The sequence below is a fragment of the Thermomonas sp. genome (genome assembly GCF_023953935.1).
Taxonomy (GTDB): domain Bacteria; phylum Pseudomonadota; class Gammaproteobacteria; order Xanthomonadales; family Xanthomonadaceae; genus Thermomonas.
The window spans coordinates 216,593-232,696 of record NZ_JAMLIW010000001.1; the positions used below are offsets into that span (position 1 = coordinate 216,593).

13 protein-coding genes are annotated in these 16,104 nt (G+C 66.0%); 3 read left to right on the forward strand and 10 right to left on the reverse strand.

Annotation, left to right across the window (positions count from 1 at the left end; genetic code table 11):
• Positions 1–11: 11 nt before the first annotated feature.
• Positions 12–1,415 (reverse strand): glutamate--tRNA ligase, encoded by a 1,404-nt coding sequence (gene gltX / locus M9902_RS01000; protein WP_297220536.1) that lies wholly within the window; start codon positions 1,413–1,415, stop codon positions 12–14.
• Positions 1,416–1,470: 55 nt separating this feature from the next.
• Here gltX and lpxH point away from each other — a divergent pair, with 55 nt between their 5' ends.
• Positions 1,471–2,193, forward strand: coding sequence for a UDP-2,3-diacylglucosamine diphosphatase (gene lpxH / locus M9902_RS01005; RefSeq protein ID WP_297220538.1), 723 nt, complete (start codon positions 1,471–1,473; stop codon positions 2,191–2,193).
• Between the two features lie 138 nt (positions 2,194–2,331).
• On the opposite strand, the gene M9902_RS01010 is transcribed toward lpxH, so the two are convergent.
• The 5 genes from M9902_RS01010 to M9902_RS01030 all read right to left on the reverse strand — a co-directional run bounded on the left by M9902_RS01010 (position 2,332) and on the right by M9902_RS01030 (position 7,884).
• The gene (locus M9902_RS01010) at positions 2,332–3,153 is read right to left on the reverse strand and encodes a ferritin-like domain-containing protein (RefSeq protein WP_297171234.1); all 822 of its coding nucleotides are present in this window, start codon (positions 3,151–3,153) and stop codon (positions 2,332–2,334) included.
• Positions 3,154–3,377: 224 nt separating this feature from the next.
• Positions 3,378–4,847, reverse strand: coding sequence for an amidophosphoribosyltransferase (purF, locus tag M9902_RS01015; protein ID WP_297171236.1), 1,470 nt, complete (start codon positions 4,845–4,847; stop codon positions 3,378–3,380).
• Positions 4,848–4,874: 27 nt separating this feature from the next.
• A complete protein-coding gene (locus tag M9902_RS01020) occupies positions 4,875–5,870 on the reverse strand; it encodes an SPOR domain-containing protein (RefSeq protein ID WP_297220985.1) in 996 nt (331 codons plus the stop codon).
• Positions 5,871–5,908: 38 nt separating this feature from the next.
• Positions 5,909–7,210: a bifunctional tetrahydrofolate synthase/dihydrofolate synthase gene (folC, locus tag M9902_RS01025; RefSeq protein ID WP_297220540.1), complete on the reverse strand. Its 1,302-nt coding sequence runs from the start codon at positions 7,208–7,210 to the stop codon at positions 5,909–5,911.
• Between the two features lie 23 nt (positions 7,211–7,233).
• On the reverse strand, positions 7,234–7,884 hold the full coding sequence (locus M9902_RS01030) for a histidine phosphatase family protein (protein WP_297220542.1): 651 nt from the start codon (positions 7,882–7,884) through the stop codon (positions 7,234–7,236).
• Positions 7,885–7,989: 105 nt separating this feature from the next.
• On the opposite strand from M9902_RS01030, the gene M9902_RS01035 reads away from it, so the two are divergent.
• Positions 7,990–8,385 carry a DUF3224 domain-containing protein gene (locus tag M9902_RS01035; RefSeq protein WP_297174809.1) on the forward strand — a complete coding sequence of 132 codons (396 nt, stop codon included), beginning with the start codon at positions 7,990–7,992 and terminating at the stop codon, positions 8,383–8,385.
• Between the two features lie 65 nt (positions 8,386–8,450).
• Here M9902_RS01035 and M9902_RS01040 read toward each other — a convergent pair whose 3' ends face one another.
• The gene (locus M9902_RS01040) at positions 8,451–10,601 is read right to left on the reverse strand and encodes a S46 family peptidase (RefSeq protein WP_297174811.1); all 2,151 of its coding nucleotides are present in this window, start codon (positions 10,599–10,601) and stop codon (positions 8,451–8,453) included.
• Between the two features lie 215 nt (positions 10,602–10,816).
• Here M9902_RS01040 and tdh point away from each other — a divergent pair, with 215 nt between their 5' ends.
• Positions 10,817–11,839, forward strand: coding sequence for an L-threonine 3-dehydrogenase (gene tdh, locus M9902_RS01045; RefSeq protein ID WP_297220987.1), 1,023 nt, complete (start codon positions 10,817–10,819; stop codon positions 11,837–11,839).
• A gap of 377 nt (positions 11,840–12,216) precedes the next feature.
• Here tdh and M9902_RS01050 read toward each other — a convergent pair whose 3' ends face one another.
• The 3 genes from M9902_RS01050 to M9902_RS01060 form a co-directional block, all read right to left on the reverse strand.
• A complete protein-coding gene (locus M9902_RS01050) occupies positions 12,217–12,918 on the reverse strand; it encodes a TorF family putative porin (RefSeq protein WP_297220545.1) in 702 nt (233 codons plus the stop codon).
• Positions 12,919–13,071: 153 nt separating this feature from the next.
• A complete protein-coding gene (gene nuoN / locus M9902_RS01055; RefSeq protein WP_297220547.1) occupies positions 13,072–14,535 on the reverse strand; it encodes an NADH-quinone oxidoreductase subunit NuoN in 1,464 nt (487 codons plus the stop codon).
• Positions 14,536–14,584: 49 nt separating this feature from the next.
• Positions 14,585–16,099 carry an NADH-quinone oxidoreductase subunit M gene (locus tag M9902_RS01060; protein ID WP_297174816.1) on the reverse strand — a complete coding sequence of 505 codons (1,515 nt, stop codon included), beginning with the start codon at positions 16,097–16,099 and terminating at the stop codon, positions 14,585–14,587.
• Positions 16,100–16,104: the final 5 nt, after the last annotated feature.

A 16,104-nucleotide genomic window follows, 5' to 3' on the forward strand; every position in this document is an offset into this window, starting at 1 on the left:
TCTTGCCACGCTCAGGCCGAAGGCAGCATCCCGATGGCGGTATCAATGCGCGCCAGCGCCTCCTCGCGCCCGCACAGGTACACCGTCCAGCCGATATCCGGGCTGACCTGGGTGCCGGTGATCGCCACCCGCAGCGGCTGGGCGATCTTGCCCATGCCGATGCCCAGTGCTTCCGAAACGGCCTTCACCACATCGTGAATGGCCTCCGGCTCCCACGCGGGCAAGGTTTGCAACCGCACACGCATTTCCGCCAGAGGTTGCCTCGCGGCATCCTTGAAATGCTTGGCCACCGCCGCCTCATCGTAGGCGGCCAGCGGGCCAAACCACACCGCCGATTTTTCCGCGATTTCTTTCAGCGTCTGCGCCCGCTCGCGCAACGCAATCACCAGTTCCGCCGGCTTGGGACCGTGATCCAGATCGTAGCCGGCCTGCTGCAAATGCCAACGCAGATGTTCAGCCACGGCTTCCGGATCATCCGTCTTCAGGTATTGCTGGTTGAGCCAACCCAGCTTGGCCGGATCCAGACGCGACGCCTTGGCGTTCACATCGGCCAAGTCGAACAGCGCCTGCATTTCGCCGATCGAGAAAATCTCCTGATCGCCATGCGACCAACCCAGTCGCACCAGATAATTCAGCAGCGCGTGCGGCAGGTAGCCGGCGTCGCGGTACTGCATCACGTCGGCCGCGCCGGTGCGCTTGGACAGCTTGGCGCCATGCTCATCGAGGATCATCGGCAGGTGCGCGAAATGCGGCACCGGCGCGCCGAGCGCCTTGTAGATATTGATCTGGCGCGGGGTGTTGTTGACGTGATCATCGCCGCGCACCACGTCGCTGATGCGCATGTCGATGTCGTCCACCACCACCGCGAAGTTGTAGGTGGCATAGCCGTCGCTGCGGAAAATGACCAGATCGTCCAGCTCGCTGTTGGCGATCTCGATGCGGCCTTTCACCTTGTCGTCCCAGGCTACCGTGCCATCCAGCGGATTCTTGAAGCGGATGACGCGGTTGGGGTCATCGCGCCAGCCCGCATTGGCCTCGCGATACGCACCGTTGTAGCGCGGCTTCTCCTTCGCCGCCTCGGCTGCGGCACGCATCGCCTCCAATTCTTCCTTGGTTTCGTAGGCGTAATAGGCATGGCCGGACGCGACCAATTGCTCGGCTACCTGCTTGTACCGATCCAAACGATGGGTTTGGTAGATCGGGCCTTCGTCGTAGTCCAGGCCCAGCCAATCCATCGCTTCCAGAATCGCGTCGATCGCCGCCTGGGTGCTGCGCTCGCGGTCGGTATCCTCGATCCGCAGGATGAACTGCCCACCTTTGTGGCGCGCCTCCAGCCAGCAGTACAGCGCGGTGCGGGCACCACCGATGTGCAGGTAGCCGGTCGGCGATGGGGCGAAGCGGGTGCGGGTGGTCATGGCAATCGTGAATACGGCAAACGCGTATTTTAGCGTGCCGCCTTACACTGCGCGGATGACCACGCTGTTCATCTCCGACCTGCACCTCGATGCCGAGCGTCCCGGCATCACTCAGTTGTTCGCCCGATTCCTCGATGGCGAAGCGCGTAGCGCGGATGCGCTCTACATCCTCGGCGACCTGTTCGAGGCCTGGGTGGGCGACGATGATCCGGCAGAGGCCGGTGCGGTGATATCGGAAACGCTGCACACGCTCGCCGCGTCAGGCGTGCCAGTGTTCTTCATTCGCGGCAACCGCGATTTCCTGCTGGGCGACACCTATGCCGCTCGCTGCGGCATGACCGTACTGGGCGATCCCACCGTCATCGACCTGTACGGCACGCCGACCCTGATCCTGCACGGCGATCTGCTGTGCACCGACGACACCGCCTACCAGCAATTCCGCACCCAGACCCGCGCCCCACAGTGGCAAGCGCAGTTCCTTGCGCAGCCGCTGGCCGCACGGCTGGCCTTTGCCGAGCAGGCACGCGTCACCAGCCGTGCCCGCTATGGCGAACTGCAGGCCAGCGGGCAATCGGAGACGATCACCGACGTCACGCCAGCCACGGTGCAGGACTGGTTTGCGCGTTACGGCGTGACGCGCATGATCCACGGCCATACCCATCGCCCCGCCATCCACGACGAAGGCAATGGCCACACCCGCATCGTGCTGGGCGACTGGTACACACAGGGCTCGGTGTTGCGGGTGGATGCGGATGGGGTGGCACTGGCGGCGTTGTAGTCAGCCTCAACCCACCCTGTCGCCAAGCACAGTCGCGGCGGCCTGCCCCCTTCCGCGAATGTCCCCCGGCAACGGCCTGCGGCCGCTGCCTCCGCCTTGATTTCGCTGCAGGGGACAAACCGCCGCGACTGTGCCCGTCTATTGGGCACTGAACGCTTCATCCGCCGCAGCCAGCAAACTCTCCAGTTCTTCCAGGTCAAACCCGGCTTGCAGCCGCGCTTCGGTATTGAAGGGTTTGTGCAACACACCGCTGGCGTATTCGCGCAACAATTCGCGGAAACGCTCTTTCGGTTCCACACCCGCGCGCGCGCAATACCAGCGGTACCAACGCGAACCGGCGGCGACGTGCCCGATTTCCTCGCGCAGGATGATTTCCAGAATGTCGGCAGTCGCGGCATCGCCCAAGCCGCGCAGCTTCACGATCATTCCCGGCGTGACGTCCAGCCCGCGTGCCTCCAGCACCCGCGGCACCAAGGCCATCCGCGCCAGCCCATCGTGCGCGGTTTTCTCCGCCATCTCCCACAGCCCGTTGTGGGCATCGAAATCGCCGTAGTCGTAGCCGAGTTCACGCAGGCGCGTGCGCAGGAAATTGAAGTGGCACGCTTCATCGTGCGCCACCGACACCCAGTCCGCATGAAACTGCGCCGGCAGGCCGCGAAAGCGATACACCGCATCCCACGCCAGATCCATCGCATTGAATTCGATGTGCGCCACCGCGTGGATGAAAGCAGCACGGCCTTCCACCGTGCCGAAGCCGCGGCGCGGCAGGTCGCGCGGATGCACCAGCTTGGGTGTGGCCGGTCGGCCCGGCATGCGGATCGGTTCGGGCGTCGGCGCGTCGTCGGGAACGGTCAATGCACCGCGCGCGAAGGCCTCAGCCATCGCCAGCGTCAGCGCGGGTTTGGCGTCCGGCGTGTCGGCGTCAAGGCAGGCGCGGGCGGCGGAAAACAGATCTTTCATGGCGACAACGAGACTGTCAGGGAGGCGCGCGGCGGGGGATGCGTCTCAACCAAGCGAGTATCGGGGAGCGACTTGAAACGCATCCCCCGTCGCGCGCCTGCCAAGAGCCCGCACTCGTTGCAAGGTGGGGGGTTGCAAGGTGATAGTCGGGGTAGCGTTTCAACCGAGCGAGTATCGGGGAGCAAATTGAAACGCTGCCCCGATCTCCACCCACCACATTGTGCCTAGGTCGCTCGCCGCATCTTTTTCGCATCATCCGAACGCAGTTGCTTGATGCGTTCGAAGTAGTCGGCATCAACCCCGGTGACGTACTCGCCACTGAAGCAGGAACTGTCGAATGCCCGACCCGGAAATTTCGGCCCCGCCACCGCCGCTTCCAGATCGGCCAGATCCTGATAGACCAGCCAATCGCAGCCCAGCAGCGCCTCGATTTCCCGTTCGCTGCGCCCATGTGCCACCAATTCTTCGGCCGAGGGCATGTCGATGCCATACACGTTCGGATGGCGCACCGGCGGCGCGGCCGAGGCCAGATAGACCTTTTTCGCACCGGCATCGCGCGCCATCTGCACGATCTGTTTGGAGGTCGTCCCGCGCACGATCGAATCATCCACCAGCAGCACCACCCGATTGCGGAACTCCAGCGGGATCGGATTGAGCTTGCGGCGCACCGATTTCGCCCGTTCGCTCTGCCCCGGCATGATGAAGGTGCGACCGACGTAGCGGTTCTTGATGAAGCCCTCGCGATACTTCACGCCCAGCGTGTTGGCGATTTCCAGCGCGGAGTCACGGCTGGTGTCCGGGATCGGGATCACCACGTCGATATCGTGATCCGGGCGCTCGCGCAGGATCTTTTCGCCCAAGGTGACGCCCATGCGCATCCGCGCCTTGTGCACCGAGATGTTCTCGATCATCGAGTCGGGGCGCGCGAAATAGACGTATTCGAAGATGCAGGGCGTGTGCTTGCCGGGCTGGGCGCATTGGCGCGCGTGGAGGTCGCCGCGGGCGCTGATCACGATGCCCTCGCCCGGCGCCACGTCGCGCAGGCGCTCGAAGCCAAGGATGTCCAGCGCCGCCGATTCGGAGGCCACCATGTATTCCTCGCCACTGTCCACGCGGCGTTTGCCGAGCACCAGCGGGCGGATGCCGTTGGGGTCGCGGAACGCGACCACGCCCAGCCCCAGCACCGTGCACACCACCGCATAGCCGCCGCGCACGCGCCGGTTCACGCCTTCCAGCGCGGCGAATACCGCGTCCGGGGTGAGCGCCTGCTGCTTGTCCAGCTCGTGCGCGAACACGTTGAGCAGGACTTCCGAATCCGAGCCGGTGTTGACGTTGCGGCGATCCTGCTCGAACACCTCGCGGCGCAGTGCTTCGGTATTGACCAGATTGCCGTTGTGCGCCAGCGCAATCCCGTAGGGCGAATTGACGTAGAACGGCTGCGCCTCGTCGCTGCCTTCACTGCCCGCGGTCGGGTACCGACAGTGGGCGATCCCGACCCGGCCCTGCAACAGCGCCATCGCCCTGGCGTCGAACACGTCGCGCACCAGGCCATTGCCCTTGTGCACCCGCAACCGCGTGCCATGCACGGTGGCGATTCCGGCCGCGTCCTGGCCACGGTGCTGGAGCACGGTCAAGGCGTCATACAGGAGGCCTGCGACTTCGCCCTGGCCGACGATACCAACGATCCCGCACATCGATTTATTCCCGTGGGCCGTACTGAATCAGGGATGGGAACGGACCATGCCGTCCTTGCCGGTTTTCGACTTGACCTGCGCCTTGAGCGCGTCGGCTTCGGCACGGGTCATGACCGGCCCGACCCGCACCCGGGTCAGGCTGCCATGCTCGCCGCGCACGGTGTCGGTGAAGGCGTTGAAGCCCGCACGGCGGATCTCGTCGCGCAGCTTGGTGGCGTCCGGGGCCGAGGCGAACGCGCCGATCTGGACCACGAACCCGGTCGCGGCCGGATTGGCCGGCGGGGTCGGCGCCGGCTCGGTTGAACCGGCCGCAGGTTTGGCGGTCGCAGCCGGTTGGGCGGGCGCAGGTGCGGGGGCAGCGGCCGGCTTCGGCGGCTCGGCAGGCTTGGGAGGCTTGGGGGGTTCGGCCGGCTTGGAAGGCGGCGGGGTCGCCGCTGCGGCGGCAGGCGTTGCTGGCGCGGCTGGCGTGGCCGGTGCGGGCGCCGCGTCCAGCGCGATTACCTTGGCTTCCACCCGGCTGCCCAGCTGGCCGGCCCGGATGCGTGCGGATTCGGCGGTGGCCTGATCTGCGAAAGGCCCGATTCGCACGCGCTGGACCTCAGTGCTGCCCGAGGTGATTTTCTCGCGATAGCCGGGCAAACCCGCCGCGCGCAGGGCCGTGATGACCTTGTCGGCATCCGCCACCGATTTGTAGCTTCCGAAGCTCACCACGAAGTTGCCGGCCGCCACCGCCGCGAGCGGTGTCGCCGTTGCGGCCGCATCCGGTGCGGGAGCAGCTGGCGGCGCCGACACGGGCGCCGGCATGCCGGTCGCACCGCCGGCCGGTGCCGCACCGGGCGCATCCAGCGGCAGGTCTTCGGTGACCATATCGCCACTGCCCTGCGGCTCGGCCGGCATCCGCAACGAAACCCCCGAGACGCCGCTGTCCGGTGCCGGATCCTTGACCAGCAGCGGCAGGAAAATCACCGCCAGCGCTATCAGCACCACCGCGCCGATCAAGCGCTGTTTCATCGAGACATCCAACGACATGGGCGCGCACCGGGGCGGCGGGGGAATGCGAATTATACCGACCGCGGGGACAGGTCCGGGGCAATTGACGCCGGGCTATTCAGCCAGCGCAGCACATCCGCCGCGACATGAAAAGAACCGAAGGCGAGGATGCGATCGCCCGGATGGGCCTCCGCCAGCGCCGCGGCCAGCGCCGCCGTCACGTCCGGATGCCGCCAACCGCCAGCCGCTGCGGTTCCATGCAGCCGCAGCGCCAGCGCGTCCACCTCGGTGCCACGCGCTCCGGCATCGTGCAGGCCCGCCAGATGCCAGCCGTCCACCTGCGCCGCCAGCGCCGCCACCACGCCGGCCGCATCCTTGTCCGCCAACGCCGAAAACACCGCCAGCGTGCGTTTGCGCGGCTGGCCGAGCAGCCAATCCACCAGCGCCTGCGCTGCCTGCGGGTTGTGCGCCACATCGACCCACACCTCGACCCCATCACGATGGAAGCATTGCAGTCGCCCGGCCACGCGCGCCTGTGCCACGCCCTGTTCAAGTGCGCCCTGTTCCAGCCGCAGCCGCAGGGCGCGCAGCGCGGCAATCGCGCAGGCCGCGTTGCGCAACTGCACCGGCGCCGCCTGTCCGCCCATCGGCAAGGGCAATTCAATCGAATAACCCACCTCGCGCCAGCGCCAGTGCGCGGCATCAACCGATTCGGCGAAGAAATCACTGCCGAAGCGCCAGGCCGGCGCACCGATCGCATAGGCATGGCGCAGCACGCTGGCCGGCGGATCGATGTCACCCAGCACCAAGGGCTTGAACGCCCGCGCGATCCCGGCCTTTTCGAAACCGATCGCCTCGACGTCATCTCCCAGCCAAGCCTGATGATCGAGCCCGACGGTGGTAATGATGGCGGCATCGGCATCGACCAGATTCACCGCATCCAGCCGCCCGCCCATCCCGACTTCCAGCACCACCAGATCCAGTTCCGCACGCTGGAACAACCACAGCGCGCACAGGGTGGCGTATTCGAAATAGGTCAGCGGAGTATCCGCACGCGCGGCATCGACGGCCTCGAACCCGGCCACCAGCGCCGCATCCTCCGCATCGACGCCCTCGATGCGCACGCGCTCGTTGAACCGCAGCAAATGCGGCGAAGTGTAGGCACCCACGCGCAGGCCCTGCGCACGCGCAATCGCTTCGAGAAAGGCCACTGTCGAGCCCTTGCCATTGGTGCCGCCGACGGTGATGACGCGGCGTGCCGGTTGCCCCAGCCCCATGCGCGCGGCGACGGCACGCACCCGATCCAGCCCCAACGCGATGGCGTTGGGATGCTGTCGTTCAATGAAGGCGAGCCAATCGGGGAGGGTTTTCATCATGGCCAATTGCAGGAGTGCGCCTACAGCGCCCGATGCTTGGCTTCGCCGAACAGGGAGGTGTGATGACTGCAATCATTCAGCCGCACCACTTCCAGCGTGTCCACGCCTTCGCCTTCGAGCAGGTTGAGGGTGGTCGGTGCCTGCCGGAACCCCCACAGGCGCGCGAACGGGATGCCCAGCACATGGCACAGCAGCACGCGGTTGACCGCATCGTGGGCGACCACCAGCACGGTGTCGTCCTTGCCGAGGCCGGCGCAGGCGCGCGTCAGCGCAGGCCAGGAGCGCTCGAAGACTTGTTGCAGCGATTCACCGCCCGCGCCCGGCATCTGCACCGTGTCCGGCGCATTGCGCCACGCGGTCAGGCGTTCGGGGTCGCGGGCCTGGATTTCGCTGGCGAGCAGGCCCTCCCAATCGCCGTGACCGATTTCCTGCAGGTCCTGATCCAGGGTGAGCATGCCCGCCCGCTCCGCGCCCAGCGCCAGCCGTGCCGTCTGCGCGGCGCGATCCAGCGGCGAGGCCACCGCGCGGTCGATCCGCAGCTCACGCAGGCGGTGCCCCAACGCCTCCGCCTGGCCGATGCCCACCTCCGACAGCGGAATATCCACCTGGCCCTGATAGCGGCCTTCGGCATTCCACGGCGTTTCGCCGTGGCGGGCAAGCAGGAGTTTCATGGGCGCGACAACGGCAATGGTGCGGCGCACAAGGCTAGCAGACTGCGCCCTGCCCGGCATCTGCGTGTACCGTATCGACTCCTCCACGCAGCGGGGTAATCACGCATGCAAGCCAAGGGCGAATTCGATGTCACCCGCACACCGCAGGGCGAACTGGAGATCGGCGGCGGCCTGCGCATCGGCCATATGCGCTTTGACAAGCGTTTTCACGGACCGCTGTCTGCGACCAGCGTGGTGCACATGCTGGCGGCGATGGCGCCGGTGCCCGGCTCCGGTGCCTACGTGGCCATCGAGCGCATCGAAGGCACGCTGGATGGCCGCCAAGGCAGCTTCCTCACCCAGCACAGCGGCGTCATGGAACGCGGCACGCCGTCGCTGCAACTGACCGTGGTTCCGGATACCGGCACGGGCGATCTGGCCGGACTGCGCGGGCGCATCGCCATCGACATCGTCGATGGCAAGCACTTCTACACCTTCGACTACACGCTGGACGAGGGCTGACGACCGGTGATCGACGCACCCCGATCGTCATCGAGGTGCGTCGCACTCACGCCCTGCCGTCGAACTCACTCCGCCGGCAGCTGCATTTCCCGCAGCAACCGTGGCGCCGGGTAGACCTTGGCCAGCAGCCAGCGCAGGTAGCGCATGTCGACGTGGATCGCGCGCTTGTAGCGCGGGTCGTACATCCAGCTGGCGCTGACCGCTTCCCAGTTGGAATCGAAGTTCAGGCCGATCAGCCGCCCTTCGGCATCCAGCACCGGCGAGCCGGAATTGCCGCCGGTAGTATCGAGATTGGTCAGGAAATCGACGGTCTGGGTCTTCAGCTCGGGATCGGCGGTGCTGCCGAAATCGCCGCGTTCGATCGCCTCCAGCAAAGGCTTGGGCGCATCGAAGGGCACCACGCCGGTGTGCTTCTCGACAATCCCGGCCACCGTGGTCAGGGCGCGGTAGTCCACGCCATCACGCGGACTGAGCGTGCTGACCCGACCGAAGCTGACGCGCAGGGTGGAATTGGCATCCGGATACACCGCACGGCCTTGCGATTGGCGATAGGCGATCAGCGCCTGCATGTAGGCCGGGCGCAGCCGCAGCAATTCGCCGGCGCGCTGCTTGGCTTCGTCTTCCAACCGCAGCAGCGCGGGTTGCAGGGTGGCAGCAGCGCGCAGCAGGGTGTCCCTGGAAGCCGCCAGCTGCGCAGCATCGAGCTGCAGTGCCGCCATCCGCGTGGCTTCATCGCCCAGATGCGTGCCGGCATAGAGTGCCTCGACGCGGGTCGCGGCCTGAGCGGCATCCTGGCCGAACACGGCGTCGAACTCCGGCACGCGCTGCGCGACGGGCAAGGCGAAATAGCGGGCCAGCGCGTAGCGCAGCGTGGCCTTCTCCACCTCCGGGTCATAACGGCGCTGCAGCTGCCGCAGCCCGGCCTCGATCATTGCCTCGTCGCGTTGTTGATAGCCCGAATCCCGCTCGGCATCGGGCTTGGCGTGTTCCAGCGCGCGGCGCTGCAACCGAACCGCCGCGCCCAGCAACCCCGGCCTCAGGAACGGCAGCAGGAAATCGCGCTCGCGGCTGGCCTCGCCGGCATCGAGCTGCGCCTGCAGCGCATTGATTTCCGCGAGCCGTTCCGTCGCGCCGGGTTGCCTGGCCAGCCACGCTCGCATGGCAGCTTCATCCGCGTTCCGCACCCGGATCGCATCACTGCGGCGCAAGCCTTCCAGTTCGCCCTGCGCACGCTTGAGCGTGTTCTTGTAGCTGGCCACGGTGGAGGCGTACAGCACCTCCTTGCCGGCATTGCCCGCGGTCGCCTGTTCGATGACCCGAATCAAGCCGTCGTACATCGTCACGCGGTTGGGCAGCAGCCAGTCGATCTGGTGTGTGAACTCGGACGCAGTGCGATGGCGGAAGGTGACACCCGGATAGCCGGCCAGCATCGCGAAATCGCCCGCCTTGACCGGCGCGGTCGAAACCGTCAGCCAGGCCGGCGGCCGGTACGGCACGTTGTCCTTCGAGAACGCGGCCGGCTTGCCATCCTTGCCGACATAGGCGCGATAGAAGCTGTAGTCGCCGACGTGGCGCGGCCAGACGAAGTTGTCGATCTCATCACCGTAATTGCCGATCGACACCGGTGGCGCATTGACTAGCCGGATGTCCCGCAACTCCAGCTGCTTGATCAGGTAGAAATCGCTGCCGTAGTACATGTCGGCAACGCTGCAGCGATGGCCGGCGTCCTGCTCGCAGGCGGCCACCGCCGCTTTTTTCGCGGCATCCACGGCATCGAAATAGGCGCGCCCGGTCTTGCCGCGGGCACCTTCGAGGATGCGATCGGTGATCTTGTCGAAAGCGACGGTGACATACACCCGCGCCGCCGGGCCCGCCGACACCTCGTCTTCCTGCGTGGCGGCATTGAAGCCATCGCGGATCAGGTTGCGCTCGGGCGTCGAGTTGTACTGGATCGCACCCATCGCGCAGTGGTGGTTGGTGACGATCAGTCCCTGCGGCGAGACGAAGCTTGCGGTGCAGCCACCCAGCGATACCACCGCCGCCAGCGGCGCCCGCTTCAGATCGGCCAGCGCCGCGGCATCGCCGCGAAAGCCCGCGGCCGCAAGCTGCGCCGACAGATCCGGAAGCTGCGACGGCAGCCACATGCCTTCATCGGCATGGGCGGCGCCCACGGCAAGGGTCATGGCAAGGGCGGCGGCAAGAGGGCGTCGTGACATGGTTTGACTCCGGGAAGGGCGCGGCGCGATCCAGCTGCGCGGCGCAATTGTCGGGCCTTGCATATTAGCCGTTTGCCGCACTACCAAGGCATGACGAGGGTCACGCAGCGCGGCAACTCACCCCGCAGCAATGCGACGGTCACCACGGAGCGTTCGCAAACCCGCGTTAAAATGCCGGCACGTTCCCGAGGACTACGGCCATGCCGGACATGATGATGAAAGCGCTGGTCAAGCGCGAAGCGGGCAAAGGGATCTGGATGGAACAGGTGCCGGTTCCGGCACCCGGCCCGAACGAGGTGCTGATCAAGCTGGAAAAAACCGCGATCTGCGGCACCGACCTGCACATCTACCTGTGGGACGAATGGAGCCAGCGCACCATCAAGCCGGGGCTGGTGATCGGCCACGAGTTCGTCGGCCGCATCGCCCAGCTGGGCGCGGCGGTCACCGGCTACCAGATCGGCCAGCGCGTTTCCGCCGAAGGCCACATCGTCTGCGGACACTGCCGCAATTGCCGCGGCGGCCGCCCGCACCTGTGCCCGAACACGGTCGGCATCGGCGTCAATCGTGACGGCGCGTTCGCCGAATACATCGTGATGCCGGTGACCAACCTGTGGCCGATCCCGGACCAGATCCCTGGCGAACTGGCCGCCTTCTTCGACCCCTACGGCAACGCCGCGCACTGCGCGCTGGAGTTCGACGTGATCGGCGAGGACGTGCTGATCACCGGCGCCGGCCCCATTGGCGTCATCGCTGCCGGCATCTGCAAGCACATCGGCGCGCGCAACGTGGTGGTGACGGATGTCAACGATTTCCGCCTGAAACTGGCCGCCGACATGGGCGCCACCCGGGTCGTGAACGTCGCCAACCAGTCGATCAAGGACGTGATGAAGGACCTGCACATGGAAGGCTTCGACGTGGGCCTGGAAATGAGCGGCAACCCGCGCGCTTTCAACGACATGCTCGATTGCATGTATCACGGCGGCAAGATCGCGATGCTCGGGATCATGCCGAAGGGTGCCGGTTGCGACTGGGACAAGATCATCTTCAAGGGCCTGACCGTGCAGGGCATCTACGGCCGCAAGATGTACGAGACCTGGTACAAGATGACGCAGCTTGTCCTGAGCGGCTTCCCGCTGGGCAAGGTACTCACCCACCAGCTGCCGGTGGATGAATTCCAGAAAGGTTTCGACCTGATGGAATCCGGCAAGGCCGGCAAGGTCGTTCTCAGCTGGAATTGATTCGGATCGAAGATGCCCACGTCACGAGTGGCCTGCAGCCCATGCCAGTCGGGACTTCCGCCATGCGATCATCGGATCGGAGATGCTTGCGGCACAAGATGCCTGCAGCCCATGCCAGTCGGGGCTTTCGCCATGTGATCTCCGGGTCGGAGATGCTTGCGGCACAAGATGCCTGCAGCCCATGCCAGTCGGGGCTTTCGCCATGTGACCATCGGCGGCAGGGATGCCGCCGATGAGCCTACATGGATGTATTCACGGCGTGTCGCATGGCGAAAGCCCCGACTGGCATGGGCCCGGCGTAGTCATGATTCCATCCGCACAAACCCGCCTGCCTCTTCCGGCATTCCATCCATAAGTTCTCCCACGCACACGCCCAATCAGCGCGCAAACTTCACCATCAGCACGACCCGGCTGTCGGCCGTTCTGCCGAAGTCCGTGCGCGCCCGGCCATCGGTACCGTAGTACCCAAGCGCGACTTCCGCGGCCCCGAACTGCCGCGCAACCCGCAGATTCCAGTCAACATAGCTGCGCACCCCGGTGACCGCGCTGTCGCGAAACACGTTGCGTCCAAAACCGGCCGACAGGCTGAACGCGTGCGGCAGCGCCCACTGCGCCTCGGCGGCAAAATACAAGCCGGTACTGCCGGTGTTCCAGACATCATTGCTGTAGCCCAGCGTCAAGCTGTAATCATCGGCAACGGTCAGGCTGGCCAGCCACTCGTTGTAGTCCAGTTCGCTCGCGCCGGGAAAACTGTAGCGGTTGAGCGAGACATCCAGCGCGAGAGCCTCACCAAGATCGCGCGCATAGCCAACGCTCCAATCCACCTCGACGCTGGGGCTTCCGGCTCCGAAATCGACGCCGGTAGCCCAGCCTTCCACATACCAGCCGCGTTCGGATGCGATGCTCACCCCGCCCTGCATCGTCGGTTTGCCCGCGGTCTGCGAGACGCCGCGGAACAGATAATCGGACACCGCGCCGATTTCCCAGCCAACCGGCGAATCGGCGTCCTCTTCCGCGTGGGCAGGCAACGGGGTCGCGCCCAGGATGAGGGCGATGGCGAGCAGGCGCAGCGCGGACATGGCCTAGAGTCTGACCGATTCCCCCGGGAATTGCCCGTTCCAAAGACAAGGCGGCGCTGCTGGCTGCCAGCGGGAGCCGCCGCTTCGCCGCTTGCAGCCTTTAATCCAAGCATTGGGCGCGCATGCGCACGCCCTGCCCGCCTGCCCATGGAATCAGACGAACGCCGCCTGGCACCAGGCCATGATCGGGTTCCAGAACACGCCCAGCACCAGCAGGGCCAGGGCGTTGACGGCGAAGGTGAAGCGCATCACGCCGTTGTCGCGGGCCTGGATCGGCTCACCTTCGGGCTCGTCGAAGTACATCACCTTCATCACATGCAGGTAGTAGTACGCGCCGATCACCGCGAACACGATACCGACGATCGCCAGCCACATCATGTCGCCGTCGATCGCCGCGCGCAGCACCGCGAGCTTGGCCCAGAAGCCGAGGAACGGCGGCACGCCGGCCAGCGAGGCCATCACGCACAGGATCATCGCCGCGCTCCACGGATCACGCGCGTTCAGGCCCTTGTAGTCGGCGATCTGGTCCGCCTCGAAGCCGCGCCGCGCCATCACCACGATCGCACCGAACGCGGCGGTGGCCATCAAGGCATAGGCAATGGCGTAGAACATCGCCGCGGCATAGCCTTCGGCACCGCCGCCGGCGAAACCGAGAAAGATGAAGCCGACGTGGGAGACCGTCGAATAGGCCAGCATGCGCTTGAGGTTGGTCTGCACCAGCGCAATGAGATTGCCGACCACCAGCGAGAGCGTGGCCAGCACTGCCATCAGCGGCTGCCAGTGCTCGGCCAGCGGCGCGGTGCCGAAGCCGAACAGGCGCACCACCATCGCGAACGCAGCCAGCTTGGGCGCCGAGCTGATGAACAGGGTGATCGGCGTCGGCGCGCCGTGGTAGACGTCGGGCAGCCACATGTGGAACGGCGCGGCGCCGAACTTGAACGACACGCCGGCGGTCATGAACACCACGCCGGCCAGCAGCAGCATCGGTTGCTCGACGCCCATCGCCACGCCGCGGATGGTAGCGAGGTCGAGGCTGCCGGTGGCGCCGTAGACCAGCGACATGCCGTACAGCAGCAGGCCCGAGGCCAGCGCGCCGAGCACGAAGTACTTGATCGCCGCTTCCGAAGCCAGCGGATTGTCACGATCGATCGCCACCAGCGCATACGAACTCAACGCCAGCAGCTCCAGCCCGAGGTACACCATCACCAGGCTGCCGGCCGAGATCAGCAGCATCATGCCGAGTACGGCAAACAGCACCAGCACCGACACCTCGCCCTTGTAGATCCCGCGCTCGCGCAGATCCGGCCAGATGAACAGCAGCGCGATCGCGGAGACCACGCAGGCGCCGACCTTGAGCACGTCGGCCATGGTGTCGCGCACGAACATCCCCGACAGCGCAGACGCTTCGTCACCGGCGCCCACCCCAGTCGCGATCATCGCCGCGATCAGCACTAGCACCAGTACCGACAGCACGTGGGTGATGCCGCGGCGGGCATCGCTCACGAACAGGTCGAGCATCAGCAGCAGGAAGCCGAGCCCGGCCAGCGTCAGCTCCGGGATCAGCGGCACCAGTTCGCTGGCGGCCGGCATGGCAAGGGTGGCCTGCATCGTCGTCATGTCCTGAAGATCGGTTCGAAGTCGCGGCGTAGCGTGTTCACGTCAAGGCTCACGGCAGTTTGGTTGCGGCCAGCTGGTCCACGAGCTGGGAAATGCTCGGCCCCATCAGGTCGGTCAGCGGCTGCGGCCAGACGCCCAGGATCAGGGTGCCCAACGCGAACACGCCCAGCACGATCCACTCGCGCATGTTGATGTCCTTCATCGTCAGCACCGGCGCATTCGTCACGTCGCCCCAGATGATCCGCTTGGTCAGCCACAGCGAGTAGCCGGCGCCGATGATCAGGGTCAGCGCCGCGCTCAGGCCGATCAGCGGATGCGCCTGGAAGCTGGCCAGGATCACCACGAATTCGCCGACGAAGCCGCTGGTGCCCGGCAGGCCGCAGTTGGCCATCGCGAACAGCACCCAGAACAGCGCGAACCACGGCATCACCCGCGCCACGCCGCCGTAATCCTTGATCTGGCGGGTGTGCAGGCGGTCGTAGAGCACGCCGACGCAGGAGAACATCGCGCCGGAGATGAAGCCGTGGCTGATCATCTGCACCATCGCGCCCTGCAGGCCGAATTCGGCGGTGTCGTTGGCGCCGGCCACGCGCACCAGCTGGAACGCGATGAAGGTGCCGAGAATGACGAAGCCCATGTGCGCGACCGAAGAATAGGCCACCAGCTTCTTCATGTCGGCCTGTACCAGCGCGACCATGCCGACGTAGACGATCGCGATCAGGCTGAAGGCGATCATCAGCCAAGCCCACTCCTGCCCCGCGTCGGGGACGACCGGCAGGGTGAAGCGCAGGAAGCCGTAGCCGCCGATCTTCAGCATGATCGCCGCCAGCACCACCGAACCGCCGGTGGGCGCCTCGACGTGGGCGTCGGGCAGCCAGGTGTGGACCGGGAACATCGGCACCTTGATCGCGAACGCGCCGAAGAAGGCGAAGAACAGCCAGGTCTGTTCGGTCATGCTCAGCGGCATCGCGGCCAGGTCGGCGATCTGCCAGCTGCCGCCCTTCATGTACAGATAGATCAGCCCGACCAGCATGAACACCGAGCCGAGGAAGGTGTACAGGAAGAACTTGAGCGCGGCGTAGATCCGGCGCGGGCCGCCCCAGATGCCGATCACCAGGAACATCGGGATCAGCATCGCCTCGAAGAACACGTAGAACAGCATCGAATCGAGCGCGCAGAACACGCCGATCATCACGCCTTCGAGGAACATCAGGTTGGCGTAGTACTGGGCAACGCGCTTTTGCACCGAGCCCCAGGCACCGACCAGCACCAGCACGCCGACCAGGGTGGTCAGCCCGATCAACGGCACCGACAGGCCATCGACGCCGAGGTGGTACTGGATGTTGTAGGCGGGGATCCACTCGTGCAGCTCGACGAACTGCATTTGCGCCGTGCTCTGGTCGAAGCCGGTGAACAGCGGCACGGTCAGCACCAGAGTGATCAGCGCGAAAATCAGCGAGGTCCAGCGCGCCGCATCCGGGCGGCGGTCGCCGACGATGAGCGAGAGCACGCCGCCGAGGATCGGCAACCAGATCAGCAGACTAAGCAGGGGCCATTGGGTCACGCTTG

What these genes read in the sequence shown, in the direction of transcription:
- purF (WP_297171236.1), bottom strand. Translation starts at nt 4,847, where the DNA reads ATGTGCGGGATCGTTGGTATCGTCGGCCAGGGCGAAGTCGCAGGCCTC.
- nuoN (WP_297220547.1), bottom strand. Translation starts at nt 14,535, where the DNA reads ATGACGACGATGCAGGCCACCCTTGCCATGCCGGCCGCCAGCGAACTG.
- folC (WP_297220540.1), bottom strand. Translation starts at nt 7,210, where the DNA reads ATGAAAACCCTCCCCGATTGGCTCGCCTTCATTGAACGACAGCATCCC.
- M9902_RS01010 (WP_297171234.1), bottom strand. Translation starts at nt 3,153, where the DNA reads ATGAAAGATCTGTTTTCCGCCGCCCGCGCCTGCCTTGACGCCGACACG.
- M9902_RS01035 (WP_297174809.1), top strand. Translation starts at nt 7,990, where the DNA reads ATGCAAGCCAAGGGCGAATTCGATGTCACCCGCACACCGCAGGGCGAA.
- gltX (WP_297220536.1), bottom strand. Translation starts at nt 1,415, where the DNA reads ATGACCACCCGCACCCGCTTCGCCCCATCGCCGACCGGCTACCTGCAC.
- M9902_RS01040 (WP_297174811.1), bottom strand. Translation starts at nt 10,601, where the DNA reads ATGTCACGACGCCCTCTTGCCGCCGCCCTTGCCATGACCCTTGCCGTG.
- M9902_RS01030 (WP_297220542.1), bottom strand. Translation starts at nt 7,884, where the DNA reads ATGAAACTCCTGCTTGCCCGCCACGGCGAAACGCCGTGGAATGCCGAA.
- M9902_RS01050 (WP_297220545.1), bottom strand. Translation starts at nt 12,918, where the DNA reads ATGTCCGCGCTGCGCCTGCTCGCCATCGCCCTCATCCTGGGCGCGACC.
- lpxH (WP_297220538.1), top strand. Translation starts at nt 1,471, where the DNA reads ATGACCACGCTGTTCATCTCCGACCTGCACCTCGATGCCGAGCGTCCC.
- tdh (WP_297220987.1), top strand. Translation starts at nt 10,817, where the DNA reads ATGAAAGCGCTGGTCAAGCGCGAAGCGGGCAAAGGGATCTGGATGGAA.